Genomic DNA, 24,214 nt, shown 5'->3' on the forward strand with positions numbered 1-24,214 from the left:
TCAGCCACCGGTCAGCGTGATCGGGTAACTGTGGACAACCTCTTGTTACAGCACAACTAGCCTGGGTTCGTTGGCTCTGACGACGGACCCATCAGAAGGAGAAGCCCAATGAGCATTGCAACCCTTGGTATCGATCTCGGCAAGACCACCATCCACGTGGTGGGCCTGGATGACCGCGGTCAGCCGGTGGAGCGCAAGAAGCTGACCCGCACCGGTCTGTTCCGGTTTTTGGCCAACCTGGCGCCTTGCCGGGTGGCGATGGAGGCCTGCGCCGGCTCGCACTATGTGGCCCGCAAGGCGGAAGCGATGGGGCACCGGGCCGTGCTGTTGCCCGGCCAGTTCGTGCGGGCCTACAGCAAGGGCCAGAAGAACGACCGGGCCGATGCCGAGGCCATCGCCGAGGCGGCGACGCGGCCGACCATGCCGGAGGTGACGGTCAAGGACACCACCCAGCAGGCGATCCAGCTGCTGCACCGGGCGCGCCAGGGCTGGGTGGCCCAGCGCACGGAGACAGCCAACCGGATACGGGCGAGCCTGCTGGAATTCGGGATCACGGTGCCGAAGCAGTTGGGCAACCTGCGCCAGGCCTTGCCCCGGATCCTGGAGGACGCCGACAACGGCTTGCCGGATATCGTCCGGGACCTATTGGCGCAGCTTTGGACCCAGCTTGAGGAGCTGGACGAGCGGGTGACTGGCGTGACCCGCCAGCTGGAGGAGCTGGCCCGGCGGGATGCCGCGGCCGCGTGGCTGCCGACCATTCCCGGGATCGGTCCGATCACGGCCACGGCCTTGGTGGCGGCGGCGGGTGACGGCCAGCAGTTCGGACGCGGTCGGAATCTGGCCGCCTGGCTGGGGCTGGTGCCCCAACAGTACACCACCGGCGGCAAGCCCCGGCTGCTGGGCATCAGCAAGCGCGGGAATCGCTATCTGCGCACCCTACTGATTCACGGCGCCCGGGCCATGCTGCAGCAGGCCCATCGCAGTGACGATGCTCTGCGGCGCTGGATCCGCCAGCTGGCCGGCGGCACCCACCGCAACAAGGCGGCGGTGGCGCTGGCCAACAAGCTCACCCGGGTGGCCTGGGCCGTGCTGACCCGCGGGGAGGCCTTCCGCGCCGAGGCCGCGGCCGCTTGAGCGGCGGCGTTCGCGCCAACGGGCAACTGAAACCAAATTGGCGGACTGACCCCCCGAGCAATTGCAAGCGCCCTTGCTGATGGCGGAAACGGGTACCGGCCTGCGGCTAGCCTGAGCAAAAAAATGGCTCCTTGAAGCCGAGGCTTTAATCAGGAACCGCAGGCGCGGATTTCTCCATCACGGCACGGGGCCGAGAATCGCCCCATCCAGAGGCCGAATAGGTTTGCGCCACCCGTCCCTCCTCCTACCGATAGGGGCTTGCAAAACGGGAGAAGTCCATAGATTTTATTCCCGATCATCCCTTTCGGCTGGGGGGATGGCTAGCACCCTGTTCAGGGTCCTTCCTCACCTCCCCAGGGCCAAGCCTCCTAGGGATCTCACGCCCCTAAGCTAGGCTAGCCCTGCCATTTACTATCGGATCGACGGGGCCAACCCTTAGTTTAGCAAGGAGCCAATTCCCCGAAAGGCCACGCGCGCTAGAAGCGAGCCTGCTTTGCGGCGCTCCCTAGGGGAGAGGGAGCCCACCAGATACCCGATGGAGACTGAACCGGCCAGCACGGTGACGGGGTGGCGACGGATCCAGGGGGTAACGCCCACCTCGCTGGCGACCTCCCGCAGCCGTTCCTTGGCCTCCTCCGGGGTCAGCGGGCGATTCGTTTCGTTGTCCACGCCAGCACCCCCGCCACCATAAGGGCGGCCACTCCGGTCACAAGGGCGGCCAGAGTAACTCCCCACAACCCGGAAAGGCTTCGGAAAAGGGTCCAGAGAAGAAGACCCAAACCGGCCGCAGCGAACAGACCCGCCAAACCGATAACCGCCAGGCCGGCCCCGGTGCGCAGTGTGCCTCGCCGGAGGGCGCGGGCCTCCGCCTCGATGAGGTCCGCGAAAGCAATCGCAAGCTCGGTGAGCGAAGTCAGCGTCGCTCTCCCCGTTCCATTACTTTGGCCAGGATGAAACCGACGCCGAGGGCCGCCAGCAGAGAGCCCCAGGGGTGGTCGTTAACCCGTTGCTCGAACTCCTCCTCGGCCCAGCGGCCCCGGTCACGCGCCGCCCCCATGGCGCGGCGAAGGTCCTCCCGACGCTCATTCAGCTCGTCCTCCACCGAGCCACGCCACTCGCCGGCCTTGGCATACCCCATATCGCGCACCGCGCCTGTGAGCTCGGAAATATCCGAGCGAAGGTTGGCCAGGTCGCTTTTCAGGGCGTCGATCTCTTCTTGAAGGTTGTTGTCCTCGGCCATGGGTGCTCCCTGTGGGTGTTTCATTTCCTGCCTATTCAACCTAGAACGGCAGGAGGGCGAAAGCCAACTTTGTCAGCCTCCGCCAGCGGCATTGTATCCAGCCCGGGCCACCACTGGGCTCATCCTGACACTGGAAGCAAGCAGCGTCCATTTGTCCCCTACCACTTCCTCCGAATGTCTCGCGTTCCAGGCAGGAACCGGACCGGCTTGCGTCCAAGAGGGCCCGGCAGCCCACGTGGGCTACCGGGCCTTAAACCACCTCAAGGGAATAACCGCCCTCCCCCAGCGTCTAAAACGAGCGGATTCCTTCCGTGTCCGAACCCATTACGGGAACCCCGAGGGGCTCGCGAAACCAGACACGGGGGATACATTTCCCCGGTTCTTGTTCCACCGGAATCCGCCGGCGCTTGGCCGTCTCCCCCATGGGCAGGGTCAGCCCCAGGAGGCTGTTGCCGAAGGCGACCCTGGCCTTGTCGGCGTCCACGTCCCCGGGCAGGGGCACAGTCCGGGCAAGGCGCCCAAGGCGATCTCGCGGCGGCAGAGCGCGCCTTCCGGCTCGCCTTACGCCTTTTCCTCCCGGGTGCTGGCCTTGATGGTCACGGCGTTGTCGGACACCGACACCGCCCCATCGTCTTGGCGATCCCGGGCAGCCCCGCGGTGATCCGGATGTCCGCCTCCCGGTCCTCGATATTGACCCGGTGCGTGCGCCTTTGGAAGGGGGCCAGCTCGCCGGGGTTGTCGTCTGCGGTCATGTTTGCCCTTCTCGGGGCTTGGGTAGGGGCGTCACCGACGGGCCGGCCATGCGGGCCAGCCCGTCGATCCGGCGTGTTCGCGTCAAACTCTAGCCGCGGGTGGGCTCCAGCCGGACCTGCATGCCGTTGGCGTCGATTCCCTCCACCGTCCCCTTCATCCGGGTCCCGATCCGGCCCGGCTCGCGGTGGTGGGTGACTTGCAGCACCAAAGGCGCATGGCGCTCGAACCGGAGGGGGCCGCAAACCAGCTGCATGGTATCGCCACTGACGGCCTCTACCGGGCACACGGCGACCGGAAACCCCTGGTGGTAGATCATGGCCCAGCTGGTGAATCTGGGTGACCTTTGGTTGGTGGCTGCCATGGGGAATCCTCCGAATCTTGTAGGGTTCAACCAGCGAGGGGTGGCGTAGGCGAGGTTGGCGGCACCGGCACAGCGGTCGGGGGCTCCATGCCGGTCGCCTCGACCGTCAACCGCCCCGGCGGTCGTTGCCGACGGGGTTTTCGTACCAATGCCGCAGCTCGTGGAAGGTTGCCAGCGCCCGGGAACGATCAGGTGCCCACTTCGCCAGGCGGGCCAGCTGCTTGAGGTTAGCGCGGGCCTTGGCGGCCTAGCCACGGCGCTCGCGCTCGGCGTCGCGCTGGTCGGGGCCGGGAGCGCAGTGACCCGACAGGGCGTCGCGCTTGACCAGGGCGCTGCGGGTGATGCGCAAGCACCGGTTCCAGCTGGTCTTATCCCAGGCCATCGGCGACCTCCCGGTGAGAGAGCCGGCGGAACGGCTGCCATTGCCCGATTGGCTTCCGGGTCAGCTCCAGGGGCAGGCTGAAGCCGTCCTCGGTGTGCATGACGTAGGAGTCGCCCGGGTTGCCGGTCCAACGCTGGGAGGCCACCCACAGCTCGCCGTTGGCCGCGCTGTGGCCCCAGGCGTCGCGCTCCGAGCGCAGGCGGTAGCGCACGGGGGCCACCAGTCGCCCGTCCTGGAACAGATAGCCCTTGCCTTCAAAGGTCTCGGCCATGGTGCTCCTCCTGCGGGTCGAGCTGGCGGTAGGCCAGATGCAGGCCGTCCACGGTCCGCCGCAGCTGCTGGCGCTCCGGCTCGGGCACCTGGTTGGTCAGATGGGTGAGGCGGCGCTCCAGGGCCCGGAAATGGGTTCGACAGGCGGCCGCCCGCGCCTCGGGAAGTCCCTCCGATCCGGTCCCGGCCATGGGACAAACCTTGCAGGAAAAGCCCTCGCCCCCGGCCCGGCACGCTTCCAAGGCCCGCAGAAGCGAACGGGCCCGGTTGATCAGGGCGTTCCATTCCAAGTCGGAGAACTCCGCCCCGGCCCGGGCCACTCTATTGGAATGGCCGGGGAACGGCAGTTTTCTCGGGGTAACAGGCAGCCAATAACGTGGCACATCCCCCTCCCAACCTAGGCGGTATTCCGAAGTGGTATTCCATTTTTAAACCAAAAAGGAGAGCCGAAATACCCGGATAAACACGGTGTCCTTTAGGGGGAACCCCTTAGTATCCGGCCAGAAAGGCTTTTCCGCAGGAACATGAAAGGAGCGGCACGGGACTGGCCCCTTAACCTTCTCGCCTTGGCTCCGCGCCCAGCCTGGTCCACGCTGCTTCAAAACCACCAGGCGGGGCTGCCTTCAGTAGGCATGGTTCGCCGGCTTGGCTGCCGGTTCGCCAGGGCCGTTCCCTCGACAGCCATCTCGTCGATGCGGGTGCGCCCGAAGACCAGGGAACGGGTACCAAATTAACGCCGATGCGGTCGGCAGCCAGGGCATTCCGCATGGGACGGCGGGGATTGGTGACCTGCAGCCCGTTTAGCTCGACGCGAATGGGGAACAAGCCCAGGCCGGCGTCTCGAAGCTCCACCTTGGCACCCACCATTCGGGCACCTGCTCCCTCCACCGCCCGCTCGAGCCAGACGTCGGCAAACAGCCACCAGCCCCCTGCGAGGACCACCACGAGCCCGGCGAACACCCCAAGGCCCTATCAGCAAAAGATCCGCATTGCCTCCTACCAACTGATCTCGTTGTATAAGGCGGTAGAGCTTGCTTGCCTTGAGAAAGGTATCAGGCGGCTGCGCCCCAACCACTCCCGGGCCGCGGATCGGTAGTGGTGAACCAGGGTGGCCACAGCCGGAAAGAGGACCACCGCGGCCCCCAGCCCCAAGATCAAGCTCCCCAGGATGACCGTGTTGTTGAACCCGGACAGGCGACCGAGGACCGTCCCCTAGAAGCCGGTCCGCAACCTCTGAAGGGCGTCGCTGGTGAGCAGGACGAAACCGACCCGGTGGCAAACCGGGTCCAGCATATTGGCAATTCCGGTGAAAACCGCATAGGCCAGCTGGGAGGTGGAAAGATCGACCCGGAGGATCAGAACCAACAGGAGGATCAGCAGGGTGTGCAGACCCCACGGGATGTCAAGCCCATGATCGCGGCCGTGGCGACAGCTCCGGCGACCAGCGCCGGATGGGTTTCGGAGTTCAGCACTTTGAGGATGCGCGCCAGGGTTCGCAGCATGGACCTTCACGGGAGGGGTTAGGCGGCAGTCTAGCTGGCACCCAGAAGGCCTTTAAGGCGACGGGCATCGTCTGCCATGTTGGTTTTGTTGAACAGTACACGGACCGACTGGCGCTGCCCCAGGCAACCGGCAAGCTGCTGGAGATCCTCGTCGCTATAGTGATAGCGATAATTATAGGCCGGTCGCCCGTGAAGGCGGAAATACGCCGGTCCCTGCCCCACCGGCGGGCACAGGAAGGGATCCACGGCGTGGACCAGGTCCAGCTCGGTCACCAGGTCCGCCAGCAGGTCATCGGCCCAGGCCTCACCGCGGGGCTAGAAGACCAGCCAGCGGCCCCGGCTGTCGGCCTTGCCGAAGAACTGCCTCAGATTCGCCAGGCTTTCTTGGGTAGGCCGGAAGCTCTTGGGGGTCTGGAAGACCACCGCTTCCGCCTCCAAGGCGTCAGCGATCGCCTGGGTCCGCTGCCACGCCTCGGCGGTGGTGGCATTCCATCGCAGGCGCCCGAACCCGGCGCGCTGGTCCTCGGAGAGCTCCTCCCGAAGGCGCCGGTAGGTGGGGCTGGAGGCCTCGTGGGTGATCAGCTGCCAGGCCTTGACCATGAACCGAAAGGGGGCCGGAGCCCGCTCCCGCCAGCGCCGGGCGGTGGCCACCCGCGGCGGTTGATAGAAGGTCCGCTGGACCTCCATGCAGTCCATGTCGGCGAAGATCCGTGCCTGGGCTTCCCTGAAGCCGCAGGTGCCCACGCGGATCGCCAAGGCCGGGCTCAGCCGCCGAGCATGGCCCGGTCCAGCCCCGGGTTGGCCTTGAAGCCCTTGATGCGGGGCACATTGGGCTCACCCGCGCGAACCCGCTCCTGGGACCGCAGCCAGTCGGCGAAGACCTCGTAGGCCGGGGGCAGGGAGTCGGCCACCGGATCCACCGGCGCCCAGGAGGCCACCTTGTAGGTCTTGCCGGGATCGATCGGCTTGCCGTCGATAACCATGTCGGAGATGCGCTTGCCAGTCTCGGCGGTGGGATCGATGGCGTAGTCGAGCCCGCCCACGCGCACCATGTCGCCGCCTTGCTGATAATAAGGATCCGGGTTGAGCAGGTTGGCGGCGACATCCTCCAGAACGGTTTTGAGGCGTTCGCCGCTTATCTCGTCCACCGTGACGTCGGGATAGGTGATGGCGGTCTGGGTGTAGGCCTCCTCCAGAGTGACGGGATCACCGGGGAGCACCGAGACCCCCCAGCGGAAGCCCGGGGACAGGGCGATCTCGGCGTCCTGGGTTTCCCGCAGGGCGTCCAGGATGAGCTGGTCGAAGGTGCCGGTGAAGTTGCCCCGGCGGTAGAGCAGATCCTCGGTGATCGCGAGCTCCTCATCCAGGCGCTTGCCCGCCTTCTTCTCGGCCCGTGCCCGCTCTTCATCGATGAGCTTGGCCATATCGGGATCGGCCGGGATGACATCGGAGAAAACGGGCAGCATGCGGAAGCGGTAGTCCCGGACCCGGCCGTTTTTGACGTCGAAATCCAGGCGGGTAAGGAACTTGCCGTGGGACCCGGAGTTGGTCACCAGGGTCTTGCCGCCGATGCCACCGCCGGCGTTATCGACCTCCATGGGCGCCGGCATGGCGTCGTGCGTGTGGCCGCCGAGGATGGCGTCGACACCACGCATGCGGGAGGCCATCTTCTTGTCCACGTCCATGCCGTTGTGGGACAGGATCACCACCACGTCGGCCTTGTCAGCTTCCTGGATCTCGTCCACCACCTTCTGGGCGTGGCCCTCCTGGATGCCGAAGGACCAGTCCGGAATCTTGTACTGGGGGTTGGCGATGGGGGTGTAGGGGAACGCCTGACCCACCACGGCGATGCGCACCCCGGCCCGTTCCTTGACCACGTAGTTGTCGAAGTAATCGACGTTGTCGCCCCAGGTGACGTCCTTGATGTTGTGGGCCACGAAATCGGAGCCCAGCTCGTTGTCCAGGATCTCCCGGACCCGTTCCTCGCCGTAGGTGAACTCCCAGTGGCCGGTCATGAAGTCCACGCCGAGCTCGTTGGAGGCCCGCACCATATCGCCCGCATCGCTCCACAGGCTGGTGGCCGAGCCTTGCCAGGTGTCGCCGCCGTCGAGCAGGAGGGTGCGGCCGTCGAGCTCGGCGCGGTAGCGCTCCACCAGGGTCTTGAGGTGGGCGAAGCCGCCCCTGCGCGCGTGCTCGCGCGCCCCCTCCACGAAATCGATGGGGGTAAAGGCGTGGGCCTTCCGGCTACCCCGCTTCATCCCGTAGTGCTCCAGCAGGGCGTCGGTCACCAGGTGGGCCGGCTCCCCCTTCATGTTGCCGACGCCCAGATTGATGTGGGGCTCCCGGAAATGCACCGGCTTGAGCTGGGCGTGGCAGTCGGTGAAATGCATCAGGGTGACATTGCCGAAATCCGGCATGGCGAAGGGGTCGTCGGCGAACCAGTCGGCGGCTCTCGCGCCGCCGGGCCGAAGCATGCCGGCGGCTCCGGCCAGGGCAAGGGCGTGCAGGAACTCGCGCCGATTCAGATGCATGGGCCTCCCCCCTAGCGATGGGTGGCACTTCATCTCAACTATGCCATCCCTTTATGGAGCCGTTCCTCCCCTTTATGAGGATCGCATCCGGCCTCGCCAAAAACGCTGTTGGCGGCGGGATTCAGACATCACCCCTCCCGTTTTTGCGCAGTCCCACCCGGTTCCGTATCGCCACAGCCCTCTCCGGTTCCCTCCGGCGGGCCATCGGGCCTGATAATGCGTTCGATCACGGAAAGACGGGGCGCACGAGGACTGAGGCCCCGCCGCCAGCGCCCGACCGCCAGGACCCGATGCCCCGCCTCCGCCGCGGATCTGGCCCAGGAGGCGACCGCTTCGGCTTCCTCCTCGCCGCCGGCATGGCCCGGGTAGGCCACCACCGCCAGCCGGCCGCCCGGCCCCAGCAGGCGAAAGGTCGCATCCAGGGCGCCCAGCGTAGTGGCCGGCCGGGTGATGCGGTCGCCCTCTTGGCCGGGCAGGTAGCCGAGATTGAACACCGCGGCCCGGAACCGGCCCCGCCGGGAGGCGGGCGCCAGCTCGGCCAGATCCGCATGATCGGCCCGGCGCAGATCCACCCGATCCGCCAGCCCGTCCGCCCGGAGCCGTTGCGCTGCTGCGGCGACGGCCTCGGCCTGGACATCCACCGCCAGCACCCGGCCGGAAGGGCCCACCCGCTGGGCCAGGAAAGCCGTGTCGTGGCCATTCCCGGCCGTAGCGTCCAGGGCCAGGTCCCCGGGCCGGAGGACAGCGGTCAGGGTGCGCTGGGCGGCGGCCACCTGGGGGGCGGGCATCACGACGATCCGGCGAATCGGTCCGGGGTGGCCTCTGGGGGAAGGTCACCGCCTTCCGCCAGGGCCTGGGCCAGGCGATCCGCGTAATACGGTCCCAGAAGCAGGCCCTTGGATCCCAGGCCGTTGAACAGACCCACACGCGGATGACCCGGAGGGTGGCCCAAAAACGGCCGCCCGTCGGGGCTCCCCGGGCGGATGGCGGCTAGGTGGCGGTTGATGGTGGCTCCCTCGGGGCGGGGGAGCAGCTCCTCCATGCCCGCCTCCAAAGCCACCCGCCCGGCCTCGGTAGGCTCCCTGCCGATGTCGTCGCGGTCGTAGGTGGCCCCGACCCGGAAGCGATCGCCGCCCAGGGGCACCAGGGACTTGGTGCCGTGGACCGGATACGCCGGAAGGTCGGACGCCCGCCCCTCCAGGACCTGCCCTTTGATCGGGGCCAGGGGGATCTCGCCGAACCAGGGGTTGGTTCCCACTTGATCGCCCTCACAGAATACCACCCGGCTATAGCTGCCCCCGGCCCAGCGGATGCCTTCCCGGGCCTCGGTCACGTCCCCGGGGTCCACCCTCTCGGCCACCAGGTTCCCGTTGTCGGCCAGCCAGGCCCGCACGCCGCGGATCAGGGCTTCGTTATCCACCACCGCCCCGCCATGGATCCATACGGAGTCGGGCTCCGGGCCGGCCTCCAGATAGGGAGTGTAAGCGGAATCTTCCCGGCGGCGCGGCCACGCCGTCCGCGGCCGGTCGCCCCAGAGGTAGCGGAGAATGGGCGTCGGGCGATGAACGGGCTGCCCCAGGAGCTCGGCGAGGGCCGTCAACCGCCGATGCGTTGCCGGCAACAGGGTCTCCAGGTCACCCGCTCGCGCCAGACGCTGACCGGTAATGGGATTGACCAGACCCGCCGCCACCCCGCTCGCTCCCACGGCATGGCCGGGGTCGGCCACCAACACCCGGCGGCCACGCTCGATCAGAGCGACGGCCAGCAGGGTACCTGCCAGTCCCTGGCCAGCGATAAGAATGGGGCGGTAATGGCGGCGGGTCATGACCTGATGCTCAAACGTCAGGGCGCGGGACAAGGATGGGGCAGGATAGCACGGGCGGGGCCTTTCCAGCGGAGCGGCATTGGGCTACACAGGGGGGCATCCCTGCTGCCGGAATTACCCGCCATGACCAATCCCCACCAGCCCCTTTTGGCCGCCTCCTGTACTCCGGAGAGGCGCCTTGTCGTCCCCGAAAGCTGGGAGCGGGCGTTTGGGGCTTTGGTCCGACAGGCCCCCCGCCGGATTGTTGTCCTGGGGGCCACTGACCGTGGCAAGTCCACCTTCTGCGCCCTTCTCCGGCGCCGTCTGCTGGCGGCGAGCCATGCCACGGCCCTGGTCGATGCCGACATCGGTCAAAAGGATCTGGGACCGCCGGCCACCGTCACCCTGGGACTGGGGGATCCGTCGGACCCGCCGGCGCAGCGGCCGGAGGGCCACTATTTCGTCGGGGCGGTCAGCCCACCGGGCCACCTCCTGCCCATCGTGATCGGGGCCAGACGGCTGGCGGAAGCCGCGGGGGACCGGGTGACCCTGGTGGATACCCCGGGCATGATCCAGGGCGTCGGGCGCACCCTGATCCAATTCCTGCTGGAATCCCTGCGGCCGGAGGTTGTGGTGGCCCTGGAAAGCGACGACGAGGCCGGGGCGATCCTGGCCGGTGCCCAGGCCTCCCGCCAATTTCGCCTGCGCCCGCCCCCGGGCATTGCCGCAAAGACGCCCGAGCAGCGGGGGGCGAGCCGGGCTCGGGGATTCCGGGAGCACTTCGCCGGGGCCCGGAGGCGGGAATGGCACCTGGACTGCCTGGGGATCCAGCGTAGCCTGCTATTTTCGGGAGCCCCGGCGGACCCTGGTACCCATGTGTATGCCGAGGACACCGCCGAGGGCCGCCTGGTGGTGGGCGGCCCCGAGCATAAGGAACCGGGGACCCAGCATCTGCCGGCCGGGTTCGAGCCCGACCTCCTCTGTGGAGTGGCCGATGGCCGCGGCGCTTGCCGCGGCCTGGCGCGCCTGCGGCGGATCGACTATCCCGGCCGGCGCCTCGAGGTGGTCACCCCCGTTCCTCCGGGGGTGGCGGCGATTCTACAGCTCGGGGACCTCTATGTGGGCCCCAACGGCCGCGAAGAGGACCGGCGCCGCCCCCGAAACCTCTAGCAGCTAGCAGCCGGCGGTCTCCGCCGCCCACTCCAGGGCCGCACCCACCCGGTCGCCCAGCAACCGCCGAGCCTCCTCCCGATCGGCCCAGCGGTATTCATGATGCTCGGGACGGCCCAGCTCCGGGCTCACCGGCAACCGCACCTCGCTCTGGTCGGTGCGTCCCAGGTAGTAGCGGGCCACCTTGCGTCCGCTGCTATAGGGCTTGGTCTCGTGGTAATCGGTACCCCAGGGCAATGTCAGGTCACGGATGGCGGTTTCTTCCGCCACCTCCCTGAGGGCCGTGGCCAGGGGGTCCTCCCCGGCTTCCACCAGGCCCTTGGGGAAATCCCAGTAATTATAGGCCCGGAGCAGGAGGAAGCGGCATTCGCCCCCCTCCATTCGGATTACCACCATCCCCGCCGATGGTTCGCGGACCGTTGGCATGGCGCCCTCCCTTGGGTCAGGCTAGGTGTTTAGACCGGGGACCATTGAAACCTTCAGGGGCCAGCTCGTGCAGCAACCAGCCATTAGGGCAGTGCTTTTAGATTTCGGCGGCGTCATCGCCGAGGAGGGCTTCCGGAACGGGCTGGCCTTCCTCGCCGAGCATCACGGCAAGGACCCCGATCAGGTGCTGGCCCAGGCCATGGACGCCGTCTACAGCTCCGGCTACGTCACGGGGACCGGCAGCGAGGCCGATTTCTGGCGCCGCCTGGGTGAGCTCTCGGGCCTCTGGGTCGAGCCGCTGGAGGGCGAGAATGCGATCCTGTCACGGTTCCGGCTACGGAGCGAAATGCTCGAGTGGGTCCACCGGCTGCGGCGGACCGGCTTCCTAGTGGGGCTGCTCACCGATCAGACCGACTGGCTGGGGCGGCTGGACCAGCGGGACGGCTTCCTGGCGGCGTTCGACCGGGTCTACAATAGCTACCGCCTGGGCAAGGGCAAGCGCGATCCCACCCTGTTCCACGACGTCGCCACCGACCTGAACCTGCCTCCCGAGCGCATCCTGTTGGTGGACGACTCCCAAGCCAACGGAGATCGTGCCCGGGCCGGGGGCTTCCAGGTATTAACCACCGACGACCCCGACCGGATCCAGCGGGCCCTGAAGGCACTGGTCCGGGAGGCGGGAGGCACCGCGAAGTAGGCCACGCAGGCGCAGCGCCTCGCTCCCTAACAGGTAAGGTGCAGGGCCGCCGCGGTGCGCGCGGACTCCTGTTGCAGCCGGTCAAGCTCGGCCACGGCCTCCCCGGTCCGGGCCACGACCAGCTCCACCCCCAGCTCCCCCAACGCCTCGCGAATCTCCTCGGGGACCGCCATGTTGCCGTAGTAACCCGTCCCGATGACCAGGACGTCAGGCGGGTCGGCCAGGATCTCCGCCAGATCCTGGGGATCGAGCCGATGCCCTTCGTTGCGCCACCAAGGCGAATGGACCTGGTGGTCGGGGTGGATGAGCACGTCCTTGGCGTACTCCCGACCGTCATAGGTCAGCCGCCCGAAGGCGTAATGATCGACGCTCATGGTCACCTCCTGTGACCGGCGGTTTATGGGAATCGAATCAACCGTCATGCTTATTGCCTAAATGATCATAAACCACCCGCCAACGGGCGAGGAGGGCAAACGCCATGGATATCACCATGATCATGGCCGCGGCCGACAACGGCAGCATCGGGGTGAACAACCGTCTGCCCTGGCACCTTCCGGGAGATCTGCGGTATTTCGTCCGCCATACCAAGGGCAAGACCCTGCTTATGGGCCGGCGAACCTACGAATCCCTGGACCCCACCCCACAACTTCCCAACCCCCTTTCCGAGCGCCGGCTGCTCGTGGTGACGGGCCGCCCGACCGACTTCCCCTACGAGGCGGACGACGTCATTCCGGTGGGCTCGGTCCAAGAAGGCCTGGCCATGGCCGAGGCCCTCGATGTGTCCGAGCTCATGGTGGCCGGTGGCCACTCGGTGTTCATGGAAGCCTGGCCCTGGGCCGACCTCATTCGCCTGACACGGGTCCACGCCGACGTCGATGGCGACACCTTCATGCCCGAGCCCGACCCCCTGGCCTGGGAGGTGGTTTCCGAAGAGAGCCATCCGGCGGACGACACCAACCCCCATCCCTTCACCTTCCAGGTCCTGGTGCGCCGACGCAGTGGCGGTGGCTAACCCTCCTGTGGGGACCCGTACTGTTGCACTTGGCGTATGCGCCGGCCCAGCTCGCGGATGGCCTGAGACAAGCTATAACCCGGCTCCTCCATGAGCTGGCGAACATATTCCGCTTTGGCCAGGACCGCCATGGCCTCCTTGGCGGATTCGTCGGGAGCGCACGGGTTGTTGCCGGCATCCAGCTGATGGTGAATACAGTTTTCGATCTCGGCCTCGGAGAATCGCCGCGCCAGCTCGCGGATCTCCCGGACCGGGGTGGTGCCCCGCTTGCCCTGCTCGGCCATGACCCGTGCCCTCATTGTCGGCGACGATGGGTTTCAACATGCTCCCTGATTGGTGGGCAGGCAACCCCCAGCGTTCCCAATACCCGTGGAGTACCTCGCCATGCGCATCCTACCCGGACCTAGCCATCCGGGGCCCTTGCCCGATCCGACCTCCCAGGAGGCCCGGCTCCGGAGCGCCCTGGCGGCGGACATCGAGGAGCTGGCTGGAGGCATCGGAGAGCGCCACCTGGACCGACCCGAGGCCTTGGAGCGGGCGGCCCTGTTCGTGGAAAACCGGTTGGGGGACAGCGGGCTAAGGGTTTCCAGCGAGCACTTCCGCGTGGGCTCGGAGACCTGCCGAAACCTGATCGCCGATGTGGGACCGCCGGGACCCCGTCTGCTGAGGGGAGCCCATTACGACACAGTCCCCGGCAGCCCCGGAGCCGATGACAACGCCTCCGGCGTGGCCGGCCTTTTGGCCCTGGCAGCGGAGCTCGGCGGCCGGCAGTCACCCCTGCCCCTGCGGGTTGTGGCCTTTGTCAACGAGGAGCCGCCCTATTTCCAGTCCGAGGCCATGGGCAGCCGGATCCACGCCCGTTCCTGTAGCCGGCAGGGGATCCCCCTTCTTGGTGCCGTGGCCCTGGACGGTCTGGGATATTACCGCGATGAGCCCGGAACCCAGACCCTGCCTCTGGCCCCGGAAGCGGGGGCGATTCCGGACACCGGTAACTTCCTGGCCCTGGTGGCCAACCCGGATTCGAGCCCGCTTCTGGAGCACTTACTGGAGCACTTAGGCGGACACGCAAGTCTACCCGTCTACGGCGCTGTCCTTCTCGAATGGGTCCCGGGAGCGACCTGGTCCGATCACTGGGCCTTCTGGCAAGAAGGCTGGCCGGGGGTCATGGCCACCGATACCCTTCCCTTCCGCAACCCGGACTACCATGGTCCAGGCGACCAACCGGAACGTCTTGACCTCGACCGCCTTGCCCGCTCGGTGGCGGGCCTGGCCGATGCCGGCGCGAATCTGGCAGGCCCGCACGCATGACGCCTTGGCGGCCGGCAATGCTCCTGTCGGGCCCCAGGGATAATCGCTGCGCTTGAAATCGGACACCCCACAGCCCAACCATGAAGGGAGCAGACCACGGCTCCCAACCCAAGGAGGAATTCATGGAGATCACCCTGATCTGCGCCAGCAAGGAAGAGCATGTCCACCGCGGCCACCCCATCTACAGTCTGGAATTCACCAACACCGAGGAAATCGGCAAAGGGCTGGTTCACGCCACCTTCCACCTGGAGACCGCCGACCCCGAGATGGCCGACCGCTTCGGCATCAACGAGAGCTACAGCTTTCAGATCCCGGACTAACGCCATGGAGATCAAAGTCGACACCGACCCGGAGCGCGACGACCTTCCCCAGGGCTTCCTCCTGGGCGATCGCTACATCGGCGTTACCGATATCCTCGACCGTTGGCCGGGTGCGGACCATTGTTACCTCAAGGTCCATGCCGGTGGCGGCGGCCTCTATCTGCTTCGGCGCGAGGACGTTACCGACCGTTGGCAGTTGTGGATGTATCAGGCCGAGCAGCCCTCACAGGTGGGACCCCTTTCGGGGTCATAGTCCTGGCAGCAAGCGGCCCCAGGCCGGCCGGGGCTGCCCCCTGATCTTCCCTCTACCCGCCCTTGTATGCGGTCTTTCGGCCCCTCCACCTTCCCCCAGGACCCAGCAACCCCTCCGGTAGCGGAAGCAGCCACCTCTCCGCCCAACTTGATTGGCCATCTCCGCCCTCCAGACCGGTAGGCGAGAGTCAGCCCGGCTGGCCGTCGGCCTCAGTCCACCCTTCGGGGAGGGGGTCGAGGAGGCTGCCGTCCGATTCGCACAGGCGCGGATAGGGCAGTCCCCGGGAATCGCAATAACGGGCAAGGTGAGGGTAGGCCCATCGGAAGAGGGTGCGCCAGTAAGTATCGGCATCCAGGCGCGGCTCGTCGTAGAACCCGGCGGCTTGGCGTTGGCACTGGGCCTCGAACAGGAGTACGGCGTTGGCTGCGGAGACATTGAGGGACTCCACCATCCCGCCCATGGGAATGGCCACATGGTGATCCATCTCCCCTGGGGCATCGGGGCGGGGCCCGTACAGCTCCGGACCCAGAATCATGGCGGTAGGCAGGGTGTCATCGATCTCCCGGAAATCGCGGGCACCCGCCGCGTTATCGGCGGCCACTAGCTGCATTCCCCGGGCACGGACGGCGTTCAGCCCCTCCTCCAAGGAGCCATAGACATGCAGCGGCACCCATTTGCTACTGCCCCCGGAAGCGGTCAAGTCGGCCCGGACGGGGCCTTCGGGAGCGACGGTCTGCGCCTCGAAGACACCCACGGCATCGCAAGTGCGCGGGATAGCCGAGAGATTAAAGGGTTTGCTCACCCGATCCATCAGCACCGTCAGGTCGGGCTGGCGACGGTCCAAAACTTCCCGTATCTGACGGTAGCGGCGTAAGGTCATGGCGCTCCCGTGAATGTAAGCTGGAAATTTCCATTTTGGGCCGGGAACCTTTCCACCCGACGCGGTCTCCATTATAAAGAATCGCCAACCACCTCTCAGGTAGGAGAGCCACCATGTACCGTCGAGCCTTTGTGATCGGCCTGGGCACCGTCGCCGCCCTTCCGGGATGGTTCGCCCTCAGGGCCGGGGCTACCGACAAGGAAACCCGCCTCGACCGCATCCAACGATCCGAGGCCGAGTGGCGCCGGCGGCTAACGGAAAAGGAGTTCAACATCCTCCGCGAAGCCGGTACCGAGTCGCCCCATTCCAGCCCCCTGGCCAAAGAAAAACGGGAGGGCACCTACGTCTGCGCCGGCTGCGGACTTGCCCTATTCCGCTCGGAATGGAAGTACGAAAGCGGCACCGGTTGGCCCAGCTTCTATGACGTCATGGCGGACCACATCGAAACCCAGCGGGACTGGGCCCTGGTCATCCCCCGCACCGAGTACCACTGCGCCCGCTGTGGCGGACACCAAGGCCACGTCTTCGACGACGGCCCCGAGCCCACCGGCAAGCGCTACTGCAACAACGGCCTGGCCCTCGATTTCGAGCTGGCCTGAGCCGCTGACCTTAGGATTCCTCAGCTACCGCCGTTCTCGCCCTTCAGGATGGGCGCCAGTGCTTCACCGGGATCGGGTTTGCCGGCGAGGTCGCCCCAGATCTCCTGTAACCGCTGGTCCCGGCCGCAGTTCCAGCGATAGAACTTGTATTTGATGGAACTTTTCTCGTAATAGTCCTGGTGATAATCCTCGGCCCGGTAATACGCCTTGGCTGGGGCAATCTCGGTGGCTATGGATTGATCGAAGCGCCCCGATTCCGCCAGGAGCCGCTTAGAACGCTCTGCCAGCCGGCGTTGGCGTTCGTTGTGGTAGAAGATGGCACTGCGGTACTGGCTTCCCCGATCACAGAACTGGCGATCGACCGCGACGGGGTCGATGTTGTGCCAGAAGACCACTAGGAGCTGGCCATAGCTCACCCGGTCGGGGTCGTATTCGATCCGGACCGCCTCGGCATGGCCGGTGCCCCCGCCCGAAACCTGCTCGTAGGAGGGGTTGGCCAAGTCCCCGCCGGTATAGCCTGAAACGGTGGCCTTGACCCCTTCCAGCTTGTCGTAGGGTGGCTCCATGCACCAGAAGCAACCACCGGCAAAGGTGGCCTTCCGGGTTTCGTCGGCCACCGCACCGGCGGCCACAAGCCCCAAGGGAGCCAGGGCCAACAGCAATAGGGCGTTGGAATACCAGCCCCGAGTGCGCCGGACCTCGCTCCGGTTCGAACGGGCCCCGTTCCGTGTCCCGTCGCCAAGGCTCCGTTGCTGGTCGCAGGGGTTTGTCATCCAAGCCTCCATGGTATTGGCACGGCGACCCCGCCTCCGGTACCCAGGGGATGGATTGGTGGCCCCGTTACGGCGCCAAAACCAGAGGACCCCCGACCTGGAATGGGGTTCCGCCGTTGCAGGAAACAAACCCGGGCCGGTGGCGTTTCCGCTGCCTAGCCGGCTCCGGTTCTGTGCAGCGGGCTACTCCGCCGCCCCAACGAGGACAGCTTACTTCCGAGATAGCAAAACGCCGCATGCCCCCTCCCCTTGACCCTCAAACAAGGGAAGGCAACCAGCCCCGGGCATGAGCGCCTCCAGGCGGGCAGAGCTCCGGTGGCGCGCCCTGGCTGACCCTTTCCGAATCCGCTGTTCTTGACTCGTCCTCCACGGAAAAGACAGGCCCCCGTTGCTGGAGTTTCCAGGGAATACCAACTCTCAACACCGAGCCTCCCCGCAAAGCCCCTCTATCCCAACTAAGGTGTTCTCTTTTCGTTCTTTTTGTGGGATACTGCCAGACACCAAATAGGGAGGCCATCATGGACAGCCGACTGACCCGCCGTCAGCGCGAGATCTACGAATACCTGCAGGCCCACGCCGGCGAGCCCCCCCCCACCCTGGACGAGCTGGCCCGGGCGCTGGGCATGACATCCCGCGGCAGTCTGCACCGCCACATTCAGGCCCTGGTGGATGCCGGCCTGGTGGAGCCCATGGAGGGCAAGAAACGGGGCGTGCACCTGGCCGGGAACCATGAGGGAACCGACGACGAAAGCCTGCCCTTGCTCGGGCGCATCGCCGCTGGCCGACCGATCGAGGCAGTGTCCCAGCCCGAGGGGTTTGAGGTCCCGCCCCAGCTCCGCCGTGACCGCCCCTGCTATGTGCTACAGGTGGAAGGGGACTCCATGATCGAGGACGGCATCTTCGATGGGGACTGGGTGGTGGTCGAAGAGCGTCAGCGCGCGGAAAATGGCGAGCTGGTAGTGGCGCTGATCGACGGCGAGGAAGCCACCCTCAAGCGCCTCGAGCATCGCGCCGGGGAGATCGTGCTGCACCCGGCAAACACCGACCACGCCCCCCAGGTCTACCACCCCGAGCAAGTCGCCATTCAGGGGGTGGTGGTCAGCCAGATGCGGCGCTACTTCTAGGCGGATCCTGGCCCCTTAAAACTCCGATCATCAGACCTTCCCTGGGTCGGAAAAGGGCTTCCCTGCTCCAAACCTAAGGCTTTCTCCGATTGCCTGCTGCCCCTTTGTCCGGGGCTGGTTTCAGGGCTGGGCTCCCCCGACCCTCTTTTCGCTGAGGCGCCCCTTTTGCTGCCTTCCTGGTTTGACGCCGCTACCCGCTTGGACTACTTTGTCAGCATCCGCTAATGTTGACCCATCTGCTCGGGCTTTGCCCCTGCCCGGCTCCCTTCAGACCCCAACGGCAGCCGGCTACTGATCATGACCACGCACGACACCTTGGCACGCCCACTGCGCGATCTGCGCATCTCGGTGACCGACCGGTGCAATTTTCGCTGCGTCTACTGCATGCCCAAGGAGCTGTTCGGCTCCGAGCACGCTTTCCTGCCCCGATCGGAGATCCTTTCTTTCGAGGAGATTACCCGCCTGGCACGCCTGTTTGCCGCGGAGGGAGTCCGCAAGCTGCGCATCACCGGGGGCGAGCCCCTGGTACGCCACGACATCGAACAGCTCATCGGCATGCTGGCCGACATCCCCGGCATCGACGACATCACCCTGACCACCAACGCCAGCCTACTCACCCCGCAGCGGGCCGCCACCTTGCGCGACGCCGGTCTGAACCGGGTAACCGCCAGCCTAGATGCCATCGATGGCGGGGTCTTCCGTCGGATCAACGATGTGGATTACCCCGTTGCCCGGGTATTGGAAGGCATCGAGGCAGCGGGGGAGGCCAGCCTGGGCCCGGTCAAGGTCAACATGGTCGTCAAGCGCGGTCTCAACCACGATCAGATCCTGCCCATGGCCGACCATTTCCGGGGCAGCGGCCATATCCTGCGCTTCATCGAGTTCATGGATGTGGGCAACAGCAACGGTTGGCGCATGGCGGACGTGGTCACTGCCGCCGAGATCCGGGACACCCTCGCCACCCATTGGCCGATCGAGTCCCTAGATCCCAATTACACTGGCGAGGTGGCCAGCCGCTATCGGTATGGCGACGGTGGCGGCGAGGTGGGCATTATCCCCTCGGTAACCGAGCCCTTCTGCGGCACCTGCACCCGCGCCCGACTGTCCGCCCAGGGCGAGCTATTCACCTGCCTTTTCGCCGACGGCGGCTATGATTTCCGGCATATGCTGCGCCAGGAGCAGGCCAGCGACGAGGCCATTACCCGGCGCATCCAGGCGCTTTGGTCCGCCCGCGCCGATCGCTATTCCGAGCTTCGGACGGCGGAAACCGCCGGCCAACGGAAGGTGGAGATGTCGTTTATCGGGGGTTAAACGCTAAAGTGTTTTAAGTCCTAAGTTCTAAGGATTAAGTTATTAAGTAATAATATTTCTAGTGTTCAGCGTTAAGCAAAAGATGGAAGGGTTAATGATGGCACCGTTCCCGGATTACCCTTTCCGTCTTCCCTTAAAACCTAACACTTAAAACCGCCTTAAACCGCCTTGCACTATCTCTTCGACGGTCCCGAATCCGCGCCTTTGACCGTCGTCCTCGCCCACGGCGCCGGCGCCTCCATGGACTCGCGCTTCATGGCCGAGGCGGCCGCGGGCCTGGGGGCTCGGAGCTGGTGTGTGGCCCGCTTCGAGTTTCCTTACATGCTACGCCGCCGGGACGACGGCAAGAAGCGGCCCCCCGACCGACAACAGGTGCTGGAAGCAACTTGGCAGGAAGTGATTGCCGAGCTTGGACCCCAGGGTCTGGTGATTGGCGGCAAGTCCATGGGCGGCCGCATGGCCAGCCTGGTGGCCGACGATAGCGGCGTGGCTGGGCTGCTTTGTTTCGGTTACCCCTTCCATCCCCCGGGCAGACCGGACAAGACAAGGATCGACCACCTGCGGCGACTGGCTACGCCGACCCTGATCGCCCAGGGCACCCGCGATCCCTTCGGCAACGGCGACGAGGTCGCGAACTATCCCCTCGACCCCGCCATTGCGTTCCATTGGGCCCCGGATGGCAACCACGATCTGGCGCCCCGCAAGCGTTCCGGAAACACCGCGGAAGGCAACCTTGGCGCCGCCCTAGACGCCGCCGATCGGTTCCTGCGCAGCCTACTCGGCTGATGCCGAGGTGTCCCAGGCGGGCCATGCGGAGCGCACGGACCATCCAGTTGCCCAAAGAAAAGCGGCACAGGAACAGCTCAGGAGTAGGCCATGGCCGAGTCATCCCCCCCCACCCTGCCCCCGGAGGACGAACGGGCCCAGCTGGCCTACATGGTGCTGGCCCTGTTCCGGCGCTGGGGGCTGGAGGACTCCCAGAAGCTGGAGCTGCTAGGCCATTCCCCGCGAGAGAAGAAACGCCTGGAGGCCCACAAGAAGGGCCGCCCCCTGGAACCCGACCCGGAAACCCTGGGGCGGGCCAGCGCGCTACTCGCCATCCACCAGCAACTGGCCGATCGTTTCCCAGGCGACGACGACATCCGTACTTACACCTGGGTCGTCACGACCCAGCCCGATCTGGACGATCGCCGCCCGTTGGCCATTATGCTTGAGGAGGGGGTCTCGGGGATCCGCCAGGTTCTGGAGCACCTTCAGGCCGACTAGGTTACCGGCCCCATGGCGAGCCGAGCCGCCCCGCAGGCCGCCTCCGCGGACCCGGCCGAAGCCACCGGCACGCCCAGCTGCTGCTCCCGGATCCGGGTCCAAGCCGGGTTGCCGGCACCGCCGCCTGCGGTGTGCACCCGTTCGGGATACTCCGCCCCCACCTCGGCGAGCCGCCGGTAACCGCGGGCCTCGATGGCCGCGATCCCCTCCAGCAGACCCTGAAGGAAGGCCGCCCGGTCTGCAGGTATGGGCTCGATCCGGGGCGCCAGGTGAGGATCGTTGTCTGGGAAGCGCTCCCCGATGGCGGGCAGCGGCAGGTAGTCAAGGCCGGTGGGGGTTTCGGGATCGAGGTAGGGGGTTAAGGCGGTAAGCTCATTGGGTGTGAAATACTGCAACAGCACCGCACCGCCGCTGTTGGAGGCGCCCCCGGGAAGCCAGCGCTGTCCCAGCCGGTGGCTGTAGACCCCGTGCTCGGGGGCGAAAACCGGCGATTCGCTGATCACCTTGAGGGCCAGGGTGGAGCCCAGGGAAGTCACCGCCTCTCCCCGTCTCTCCGTGCCCGTGGCCAGGAAAGCCGCAATGCTGTCGGTGGTTCCCGCGTGCACCCCCACTCCGGCAGGCAGGCCCAATTCCGCGGCCGCCCTGGGCTCCAGCTTACCCAGACGGCTACCCGGCTCCACCACCTCGGGCAATAGCTCGACGGGTACCATTTTACCCAGCCAGTCGGGCCAGTCCCGTTGAACCGGGTCATAGCCCATCTTAAGGGCGTTGTTCTCGTCGGTGACCCCTTGTTTGCCGATCAGGCGGCCGGTCAGCCAATCGGTGGCATGCAGGGCATGGCCGGCGCCGGTCAGCTCGCCGCGCTCGCCCAGGTGGCGCAGCTTGGCAAGGCTGCTACTGGCGCCGTGAGCCCCGCTCGCCGCAGGGGCCACCCGGGCGATGGCTTCGGCGGCCGCGGTGGCGCGCCGGTCGTTGTACAGCAGGGCCGGACGCAACGGCTGTCCATTGACAGCGGTCACAACCAAGGTACCCGAGGTGGAATCCACCGCCAGGGCTGTCACCGATTGACTTCCGATCCGTCCGGCAAGCTCCCTGGCCGCACCCACCAGTCCCTGCCACCAGGTCTCGGGATCCTGCTCACTGACGCCCCCATCCCCCCGAGGCGGGGCCAGGGACCGCTCGGTCTGGTCGACCACCACCGCGTTTCGGTCTAGGGCGCAGGCCCGGACCCCGCGGGTGCCCACATCCACACCGATAAACACCGCTTCGGACGGCCGGGCCATGGGCGTCAGCTTTCCTCCCCACGATCGCGGTAGATATCGCTAGCCAGGTAACGGCGGTGGGCGTGGCGGACGAAAACCGCGGCCACAGCGGCGACGGGAAGGGCCAGAAGGACTCCGATGAAGCCGAAAAGCTGACCACCCGCCAGCACCGCGAAGATCACCGCCACGGGGTGCAGGCCCACCCGGTCCCCCACCAAAAGGGGGGTCAGAACCATGGTTTCGATCACCTGACCCACCAGAAAAACCCCCACAACCGGCACCAGGGCCATCAGATCGCCGCCGGTCTGGACTAGCATGGCGGCCGTTGCCAGCACTACCCCCAAAATAAAGCCGAGATAGGGGACGAAACTCACCAGCCCGGCCACCAGACCGACCAGGAAGGCCAATTCCAGCCCGGCCAGCCACAGCCCCCCGGCGTAGATCACCCCCAGGGCGAGCATAACCAGGAGCTGGCCGCGGAGGAATCCAGCCAGAACCTCATCAGATTCCCGGGTCATCTGGACTACCGGGTCCTCCCAGGCCCGCGGTAGAAGTCCCCTGATACCGGCGATCAGGCGGTCCCAGTCCCGCAGCAGGTAGAAGGTGACCACAGGGATCAGCACCAGATTGAACGCCCACCCCACGAGCACCAGCCCGGAGCGCGATATAGCGTCGACCACCCTGGCAGCAAGCCCTCCCGCGCTACGCCAGTGGTTCTGGATGGAATCCCGGAGGGTATCCAAAGCCGACATGTCGGGATCCAGATTCAGATGCGCGGCAAGCCAGGGGACAACAACGTTCTCCATCCAGGCAAAATAGGCCGGAACCCGAGCCACCAGGGTGCGGATCTGGGTGTCGAGAAGGGGCAGTAGCAACAGTATCAGGACAAGAAACAGCGCCACCAGACCGACGAAAACAACCACCACCCCGAGAGTGCGTCCCATGCCTCGCCCTTCCAGGCGATCCACCAGTGGATCACCGAGATAGGCCAGCAGGGCTGCGACCAGAAAGGGGGTAAGGACCGGCGCGAGCAGGTACAGGAGCCAGCCCCCAGCGACGACCAGGGCCAGAGCAGCCAGCCACTTTTGGGCATCAGTCAAGAGGGCCTCCCGCGGTTCCGGCCTATGGCAGGTTCGTCCGGAGCTTACCATGCGCCCCGGGTGCGGGGCACGGACCTAGACGGTCGAAGGGGTTAGCACCAAACCCTAGAGATAGCCGGTCAGGCAGCTCAACACCTCGGCGTTTTCGGCCCTAAAATTGGCCGCTTGAGCTACCAGATCCACATCGCACTTGGCGGTGGCTGGTCCGGCTTCGCCGTCGAGGTAGTGGAGCATCACCCGGTAGCTATCCCCTGCCTGGGCCTTCACCTCCCGGGATTCGAAATCCCCCGTCATGTACTCGTTACCGAACATATAGGACAGGTTCTTGCGTAGCGGCTAGGTATTGACGTCGCACTGGGTCGTGAAATTGGTGCCCAATAGGTGCTCCCCCACCTGCCGCCCTCCGCCTTGCTGGGTTTGCCCGGGAATCCGCGGACAGGCAGAACGGGCACCGCCATCAACCCCGCCCCAATGACACCAGCAATTGGGAAGGCCTTCTTCCGAGCCAGGGCATTACCCCCGTGCCCTCCCCTTTTTCAGGAAGGTCTAGGTTTCTCCAAGCCCGCCCGATCGCGGCCAGACCCAGGCCTGAGCCGATCATCAAGCCCCTTGAAAAAGAGGTTTCCGCCGCTTCCCTGGTCGAATGGAAATCGATGACTGTGGGCTCCAAGCCTTGCTCGCGCCCAAGCGCGGGGCAACCATCGGGCTCAGCCCGGATGGCGCTATCCATCAGCCC

At 66.3% G+C, this 24,214-nt stretch carries 31 protein-coding genes and 1 pseudogene; 12 read left to right on the plus strand and 20 right to left on the minus strand.

Going from position 1 to position 24,214, the window contains the following annotated elements; translation table 11 throughout:
- The first annotated feature begins 108 nt into the window (after positions 1-108).
- The gene (locus V5A19_RS08670) at positions 109-1,134 is read left to right on the plus strand and encodes an IS110 family transposase (RefSeq protein WP_332327762.1); all 1,026 of its coding nucleotides are present in this window, start codon (positions 109-111) and stop codon (positions 1,132-1,134) included.
- 435 nt (positions 1,135-1,569) lie between these two features.
- On the opposite strand, the gene V5A19_RS08675 is transcribed toward V5A19_RS08670, so the two are convergent.
- The 12 genes and pseudogenes from V5A19_RS08675 to V5A19_RS08730 form a co-directional block, all read right to left on the minus strand.
- Positions 1,570-1,803 (minus strand): hypothetical protein, encoded by a 234-nt coding sequence (locus V5A19_RS08675; RefSeq protein ID WP_332318849.1) that lies wholly within the window; start codon positions 1,801-1,803, stop codon positions 1,570-1,572.
- Between the two features lie 244 nt (positions 1,804-2,047).
- The gene (locus V5A19_RS08680) at positions 2,048-2,374 is read right to left on the minus strand and encodes a DUF883 family protein (RefSeq protein ID WP_332318850.1); all 327 of its coding nucleotides are present in this window, start codon (positions 2,372-2,374) and stop codon (positions 2,048-2,050) included.
- Between the two features lie 596 nt (positions 2,375-2,970).
- Positions 2,971-3,126: a hypothetical protein gene (locus V5A19_RS08685; RefSeq protein ID WP_332318851.1), complete on the minus strand. Its 156-nt coding sequence runs from the start codon at positions 3,124-3,126 to the stop codon at positions 2,971-2,973.
- 89 nt (positions 3,127-3,215) lie between these two features.
- Positions 3,216-3,488 (minus strand): hypothetical protein, encoded by a 273-nt coding sequence (locus V5A19_RS08690; RefSeq protein ID WP_332318852.1) that lies wholly within the window; start codon positions 3,486-3,488, stop codon positions 3,216-3,218.
- A 247-nt stretch (positions 3,489-3,735) separates the two neighbouring features.
- A complete protein-coding gene (locus V5A19_RS08695) occupies positions 3,736-3,870 on the minus strand; it encodes a hypothetical protein (protein ID WP_332318853.1) in 135 nt (44 codons plus the stop codon).
- The gene (locus V5A19_RS08700; protein WP_332318854.1) at positions 3,857-4,141 is read right to left on the minus strand and encodes a hypothetical protein; all 285 of its coding nucleotides are present in this window, start codon (positions 4,139-4,141) and stop codon (positions 3,857-3,859) included. The genes V5A19_RS08695 and V5A19_RS08700 overlap by 14 nt, the downstream gene beginning before the upstream one ends.
- Positions 4,125-4,523 (minus strand): hypothetical protein, encoded by a 399-nt coding sequence (locus tag V5A19_RS08705; protein ID WP_332318855.1) that lies wholly within the window; start codon positions 4,521-4,523, stop codon positions 4,125-4,127. Before V5A19_RS08705 ends, V5A19_RS08700 begins: the two co-directional genes overlap by 17 nt.
- An 829-nt stretch (positions 4,524-5,352) precedes the next feature.
- Positions 5,353-5,505, minus strand: a complete 153-nt coding sequence (locus V5A19_RS08710) for a hypothetical protein (protein ID WP_332318856.1) — start codon at positions 5,503-5,505, stop codon at positions 5,353-5,355.
- Positions 5,506-5,672: 167 nt separating this feature from the next.
- Positions 5,673-6,338 (minus strand): annotated as a pseudogene (locus tag V5A19_RS08715) (DUF72 domain-containing protein).
- Positions 6,339-6,406: 68 nt separating this feature from the next.
- The gene (gene soxB, locus V5A19_RS08720) at positions 6,407-8,167 is read right to left on the minus strand and encodes a thiosulfohydrolase SoxB (protein ID WP_443081437.1); all 1,761 of its coding nucleotides are present in this window, start codon (positions 8,165-8,167) and stop codon (positions 6,407-6,409) included.
- Between the two features lie 134 nt (positions 8,168-8,301).
- Positions 8,302-8,961 carry a tRNA (mnm(5)s(2)U34)-methyltransferase gene (locus V5A19_RS08725; protein ID WP_332327763.1) on the minus strand — a complete coding sequence of 220 codons (660 nt, stop codon included), beginning with the start codon at positions 8,959-8,961 and terminating at the stop codon, positions 8,302-8,304.
- Entirely contained in the window at positions 8,961-9,998 is a 1,038-nt protein-coding gene (locus V5A19_RS08730; RefSeq protein ID WP_332318859.1) for an NAD(P)/FAD-dependent oxidoreductase, read from the minus strand. Before V5A19_RS08730 ends, V5A19_RS08725 begins: the two co-directional genes overlap by 1 nt.
- A gap of 123 nt (positions 9,999-10,121) precedes the next feature.
- Between V5A19_RS08730 and V5A19_RS08735 the strand changes: the two genes are divergently transcribed.
- Positions 10,122-11,147 carry a Clp1/GlmU family protein gene (locus V5A19_RS08735; protein ID WP_332318860.1) on the plus strand — a complete coding sequence of 342 codons (1,026 nt, stop codon included), beginning with the start codon at positions 10,122-10,124 and terminating at the stop codon, positions 11,145-11,147.
- Between the two features lie 3 nt (positions 11,148-11,150).
- Here V5A19_RS08735 and V5A19_RS08740 read toward each other — a convergent pair whose 3' ends face one another.
- The gene (locus tag V5A19_RS08740; protein ID WP_332318861.1) at positions 11,151-11,573 is read right to left on the minus strand and encodes an NUDIX domain-containing protein; all 423 of its coding nucleotides are present in this window, start codon (positions 11,571-11,573) and stop codon (positions 11,151-11,153) included.
- 67 nt (positions 11,574-11,640) lie between these two features.
- Here V5A19_RS08740 and V5A19_RS08745 point away from each other — a divergent pair, with 67 nt between their 5' ends.
- A complete protein-coding gene (locus tag V5A19_RS08745) occupies positions 11,641-12,270 on the plus strand; it encodes an HAD family hydrolase (RefSeq protein ID WP_332318862.1) in 630 nt (209 codons plus the stop codon).
- 26 nt (positions 12,271-12,296) lie between these two features.
- Here V5A19_RS08745 and V5A19_RS08750 read toward each other — a convergent pair whose 3' ends face one another.
- Positions 12,297-12,644: an Mth938-like domain-containing protein gene (locus V5A19_RS08750; RefSeq protein WP_332318863.1), complete on the minus strand. Its 348-nt coding sequence runs from the start codon at positions 12,642-12,644 to the stop codon at positions 12,297-12,299.
- 104 nt (positions 12,645-12,748) lie between these two features.
- On the opposite strand from V5A19_RS08750, the gene V5A19_RS08755 reads away from it, so the two are divergent.
- Positions 12,749-13,282 carry a dihydrofolate reductase gene (locus V5A19_RS08755; protein ID WP_332318864.1) on the plus strand — a complete coding sequence of 178 codons (534 nt, stop codon included), beginning with the start codon at positions 12,749-12,751 and terminating at the stop codon, positions 13,280-13,282.
- Here V5A19_RS08755 and V5A19_RS08760 read toward each other — a convergent pair.
- Entirely contained in the window at positions 13,279-13,566 is a 288-nt protein-coding gene (locus V5A19_RS08760; protein ID WP_332318865.1) for a hypothetical protein, read from the minus strand. The two genes, V5A19_RS08755 and V5A19_RS08760, sit on opposite strands and share 4 nt — an antisense overlap.
- 100 nt (positions 13,567-13,666) lie before the next feature.
- Here V5A19_RS08760 and V5A19_RS08765 point away from each other — a divergent pair, with 100 nt between their 5' ends.
- From V5A19_RS08765 to V5A19_RS08775, 3 genes are all read left to right on the plus strand, one after another.
- Positions 13,667-14,590 (plus strand): M28 family peptidase, encoded by a 924-nt coding sequence (locus V5A19_RS08765; RefSeq protein ID WP_332318866.1) that lies wholly within the window; start codon positions 13,667-13,669, stop codon positions 14,588-14,590.
- A gap of 122 nt (positions 14,591-14,712) precedes the next feature.
- Positions 14,713-14,910, plus strand: a complete 198-nt coding sequence (locus V5A19_RS08770) for a hypothetical protein (RefSeq protein ID WP_332318867.1) — start codon at positions 14,713-14,715, stop codon at positions 14,908-14,910.
- Between the two features lie 4 nt (positions 14,911-14,914).
- Positions 14,915-15,163: a hypothetical protein gene (locus V5A19_RS08775; RefSeq protein ID WP_332318868.1), complete on the plus strand. Its 249-nt coding sequence runs from the start codon at positions 14,915-14,917 to the stop codon at positions 15,161-15,163.
- A gap of 187 nt (positions 15,164-15,350) precedes the next feature.
- On the opposite strand, the gene V5A19_RS08780 is transcribed toward V5A19_RS08775, so the two are convergent.
- Complete coding sequence (locus V5A19_RS08780) at positions 15,351-16,043, minus strand: TrmH family RNA methyltransferase (RefSeq protein WP_332318869.1); 693 nt, start codon at positions 16,041-16,043, stop codon at positions 15,351-15,353.
- 113 nt (positions 16,044-16,156) lie between these two features.
- On the opposite strand from V5A19_RS08780, the gene msrB reads away from it, so the two are divergent.
- Entirely contained in the window at positions 16,157-16,642 is a 486-nt protein-coding gene (msrB, locus tag V5A19_RS08785) for a peptide-methionine (R)-S-oxide reductase MsrB (protein WP_332318870.1), read from the plus strand.
- A 20-nt stretch (positions 16,643-16,662) separates the two neighbouring features.
- Here the strand turns inward: msrB and msrA are convergent, their stop codons facing one another.
- Positions 16,663-17,415, minus strand: coding sequence for a peptide-methionine (S)-S-oxide reductase MsrA (gene msrA / locus V5A19_RS08790; RefSeq protein WP_332318871.1), 753 nt, complete (start codon positions 17,413-17,415; stop codon positions 16,663-16,665).
- A 518-nt stretch (positions 17,416-17,933) separates the two neighbouring features.
- Between msrA and lexA the strand changes: the two genes are divergently transcribed.
- From lexA to V5A19_RS08810, 4 genes are all read left to right on the plus strand, one after another.
- Complete coding sequence (lexA, locus tag V5A19_RS08795) at positions 17,934-18,539, plus strand: transcriptional repressor LexA (protein ID WP_332318872.1); 606 nt, start codon at positions 17,934-17,936, stop codon at positions 18,537-18,539.
- Positions 18,540-18,836: 297 nt separating this feature from the next.
- The gene (gene moaA, locus V5A19_RS08800) at positions 18,837-19,850 is read left to right on the plus strand and encodes a GTP 3',8-cyclase MoaA (RefSeq protein WP_332318873.1); all 1,014 of its coding nucleotides are present in this window, start codon (positions 18,837-18,839) and stop codon (positions 19,848-19,850) included.
- Positions 19,851-20,054: 204 nt separating this feature from the next.
- Complete coding sequence (locus V5A19_RS08805; protein WP_332318874.1) at positions 20,055-20,636, plus strand: alpha/beta family hydrolase; 582 nt, start codon at positions 20,055-20,057, stop codon at positions 20,634-20,636.
- Positions 20,637-20,726: 90 nt separating this feature from the next.
- Complete coding sequence (locus V5A19_RS08810) at positions 20,727-21,116, plus strand: hypothetical protein (RefSeq protein WP_332318875.1); 390 nt, start codon at positions 20,727-20,729, stop codon at positions 21,114-21,116.
- Here the strand turns inward: V5A19_RS08810 and V5A19_RS08815 are convergent.
- From V5A19_RS08815 to V5A19_RS08825, 3 genes are all read right to left on the minus strand, one after another.
- Positions 21,113-22,399 (minus strand): FGGY-family carbohydrate kinase, encoded by a 1,287-nt coding sequence (locus V5A19_RS08815; protein WP_332318876.1) that lies wholly within the window; start codon positions 22,397-22,399, stop codon positions 21,113-21,115. The two genes, V5A19_RS08810 and V5A19_RS08815, sit on opposite strands and share 4 nt — an antisense overlap.
- Positions 22,400-22,404: 5 nt before the next feature.
- On the minus strand, positions 22,405-23,478 hold the full coding sequence (locus tag V5A19_RS08820; protein WP_332318877.1) for an AI-2E family transporter: 1,074 nt from the start codon (positions 23,476-23,478) through the stop codon (positions 22,405-22,407).
- Between the two features lie 105 nt (positions 23,479-23,583).
- Positions 23,584-23,790 (minus strand): hypothetical protein, encoded by a 207-nt coding sequence (locus tag V5A19_RS08825; RefSeq protein WP_332318878.1) that lies wholly within the window; start codon positions 23,788-23,790, stop codon positions 23,584-23,586.
- Positions 23,791-24,214 lie beyond the last annotated feature (424 nt).

The organism is Thiohalorhabdus sp., from assembly GCF_036628635.1.
Taxonomy (GTDB): domain Bacteria; phylum Pseudomonadota; class Gammaproteobacteria; order Thiohalorhabdales; family Thiohalorhabdaceae; genus Thiohalorhabdus.

Excerpts from the sequence above, each read along its gene's own strand:
- V5A19_RS08670 (WP_332327762.1), top strand. The coding sequence starts at position 109 with ATGAGCATTGCAACCCTTGGTATCGATCTCGGCAAGACCACCATCCAC.
- V5A19_RS08680 (WP_332318850.1), bottom strand. The coding sequence starts at position 2,374 with ATGGCCGAGGACAACAACCTTCAAGAAGAGATCGACGCCCTGAAAAGC.
- V5A19_RS08685 (WP_332318851.1), bottom strand. The coding sequence starts at position 3,126 with ATGACCGCAGACGACAACCCCGGCGAGCTGGCCCCCTTCCAAAGGCGC.
- V5A19_RS08690 (WP_332318852.1), bottom strand. The coding sequence starts at position 3,488 with ATGGCAGCCACCAACCAAAGGTCACCCAGATTCACCAGCTGGGCCATG.
- V5A19_RS08695 (WP_332318853.1), bottom strand. The coding sequence starts at position 3,870 with ATGGCCTGGGATAAGACCAGCTGGAACCGGTGCTTGCGCATCACCCGC.
- V5A19_RS08700 (WP_332318854.1), bottom strand. The coding sequence starts at position 4,141 with ATGGCCGAGACCTTTGAAGGCAAGGGCTATCTGTTCCAGGACGGGCGA.
- V5A19_RS08725 (WP_332327763.1), bottom strand. The coding sequence starts at position 8,961 with ATGCCCGCCCCCCAGGTGGCCGCCGCCCAGCGCACCCTGACCGCTGTC.
- V5A19_RS08730 (WP_332318859.1), bottom strand. The coding sequence starts at position 9,998 with ATGACCCGCCGCCATTACCGCCCCATTCTTATCGCTGGCCAGGGACTG.
- V5A19_RS08735 (WP_332318860.1), top strand. The coding sequence starts at position 10,122 with ATGACCAATCCCCACCAGCCCCTTTTGGCCGCCTCCTGTACTCCGGAG.
- V5A19_RS08740 (WP_332318861.1), bottom strand. The coding sequence starts at position 11,573 with ATGCCAACGGTCCGCGAACCATCGGCGGGGATGGTGGTAATCCGAATG.
- V5A19_RS08750 (WP_332318863.1), bottom strand. The coding sequence starts at position 12,644 with ATGAGCGTCGATCATTACGCCTTCGGGCGGCTGACCTATGACGGTCGG.
- V5A19_RS08755 (WP_332318864.1), top strand. The coding sequence starts at position 12,749 with ATGGATATCACCATGATCATGGCCGCGGCCGACAACGGCAGCATCGGG.
- V5A19_RS08760 (WP_332318865.1), bottom strand. The coding sequence starts at position 13,566 with ATGGCCGAGCAGGGCAAGCGGGGCACCACCCCGGTCCGGGAGATCCGC.
- V5A19_RS08765 (WP_332318866.1), top strand. The coding sequence starts at position 13,667 with ATGCGCATCCTACCCGGACCTAGCCATCCGGGGCCCTTGCCCGATCCG.
- V5A19_RS08770 (WP_332318867.1), top strand. The coding sequence starts at position 14,713 with ATGGAGATCACCCTGATCTGCGCCAGCAAGGAAGAGCATGTCCACCGC.
- V5A19_RS08775 (WP_332318868.1), top strand. The coding sequence starts at position 14,915 with ATGGAGATCAAAGTCGACACCGACCCGGAGCGCGACGACCTTCCCCAG.
- V5A19_RS08780 (WP_332318869.1), bottom strand. The coding sequence starts at position 16,043 with ATGACCTTACGCCGCTACCGTCAGATACGGGAAGTTTTGGACCGTCGC.
- msrB (WP_332318870.1), top strand. The coding sequence starts at position 16,157 with ATGTACCGTCGAGCCTTTGTGATCGGCCTGGGCACCGTCGCCGCCCTT.
- msrA (WP_332318871.1), bottom strand. The coding sequence starts at position 17,415 with ATGACAAACCCCTGCGACCAGCAACGGAGCCTTGGCGACGGGACACGG.
- lexA (WP_332318872.1), top strand. The coding sequence starts at position 17,934 with ATGGACAGCCGACTGACCCGCCGTCAGCGCGAGATCTACGAATACCTG.
- moaA (WP_332318873.1), top strand. The coding sequence starts at position 18,837 with ATGACCACGCACGACACCTTGGCACGCCCACTGCGCGATCTGCGCATC.
- V5A19_RS08810 (WP_332318875.1), top strand. The coding sequence starts at position 20,727 with ATGGCCGAGTCATCCCCCCCCACCCTGCCCCCGGAGGACGAACGGGCC.
- V5A19_RS08815 (WP_332318876.1), bottom strand. The coding sequence starts at position 22,399 with ATGGCCCGGCCGTCCGAAGCGGTGTTTATCGGTGTGGATGTGGGCACC.
- V5A19_RS08825 (WP_332318878.1), bottom strand. The coding sequence starts at position 23,790 with ATGTTCGGTAACGAGTACATGACGGGGGATTTCGAATCCCGGGAGGTG.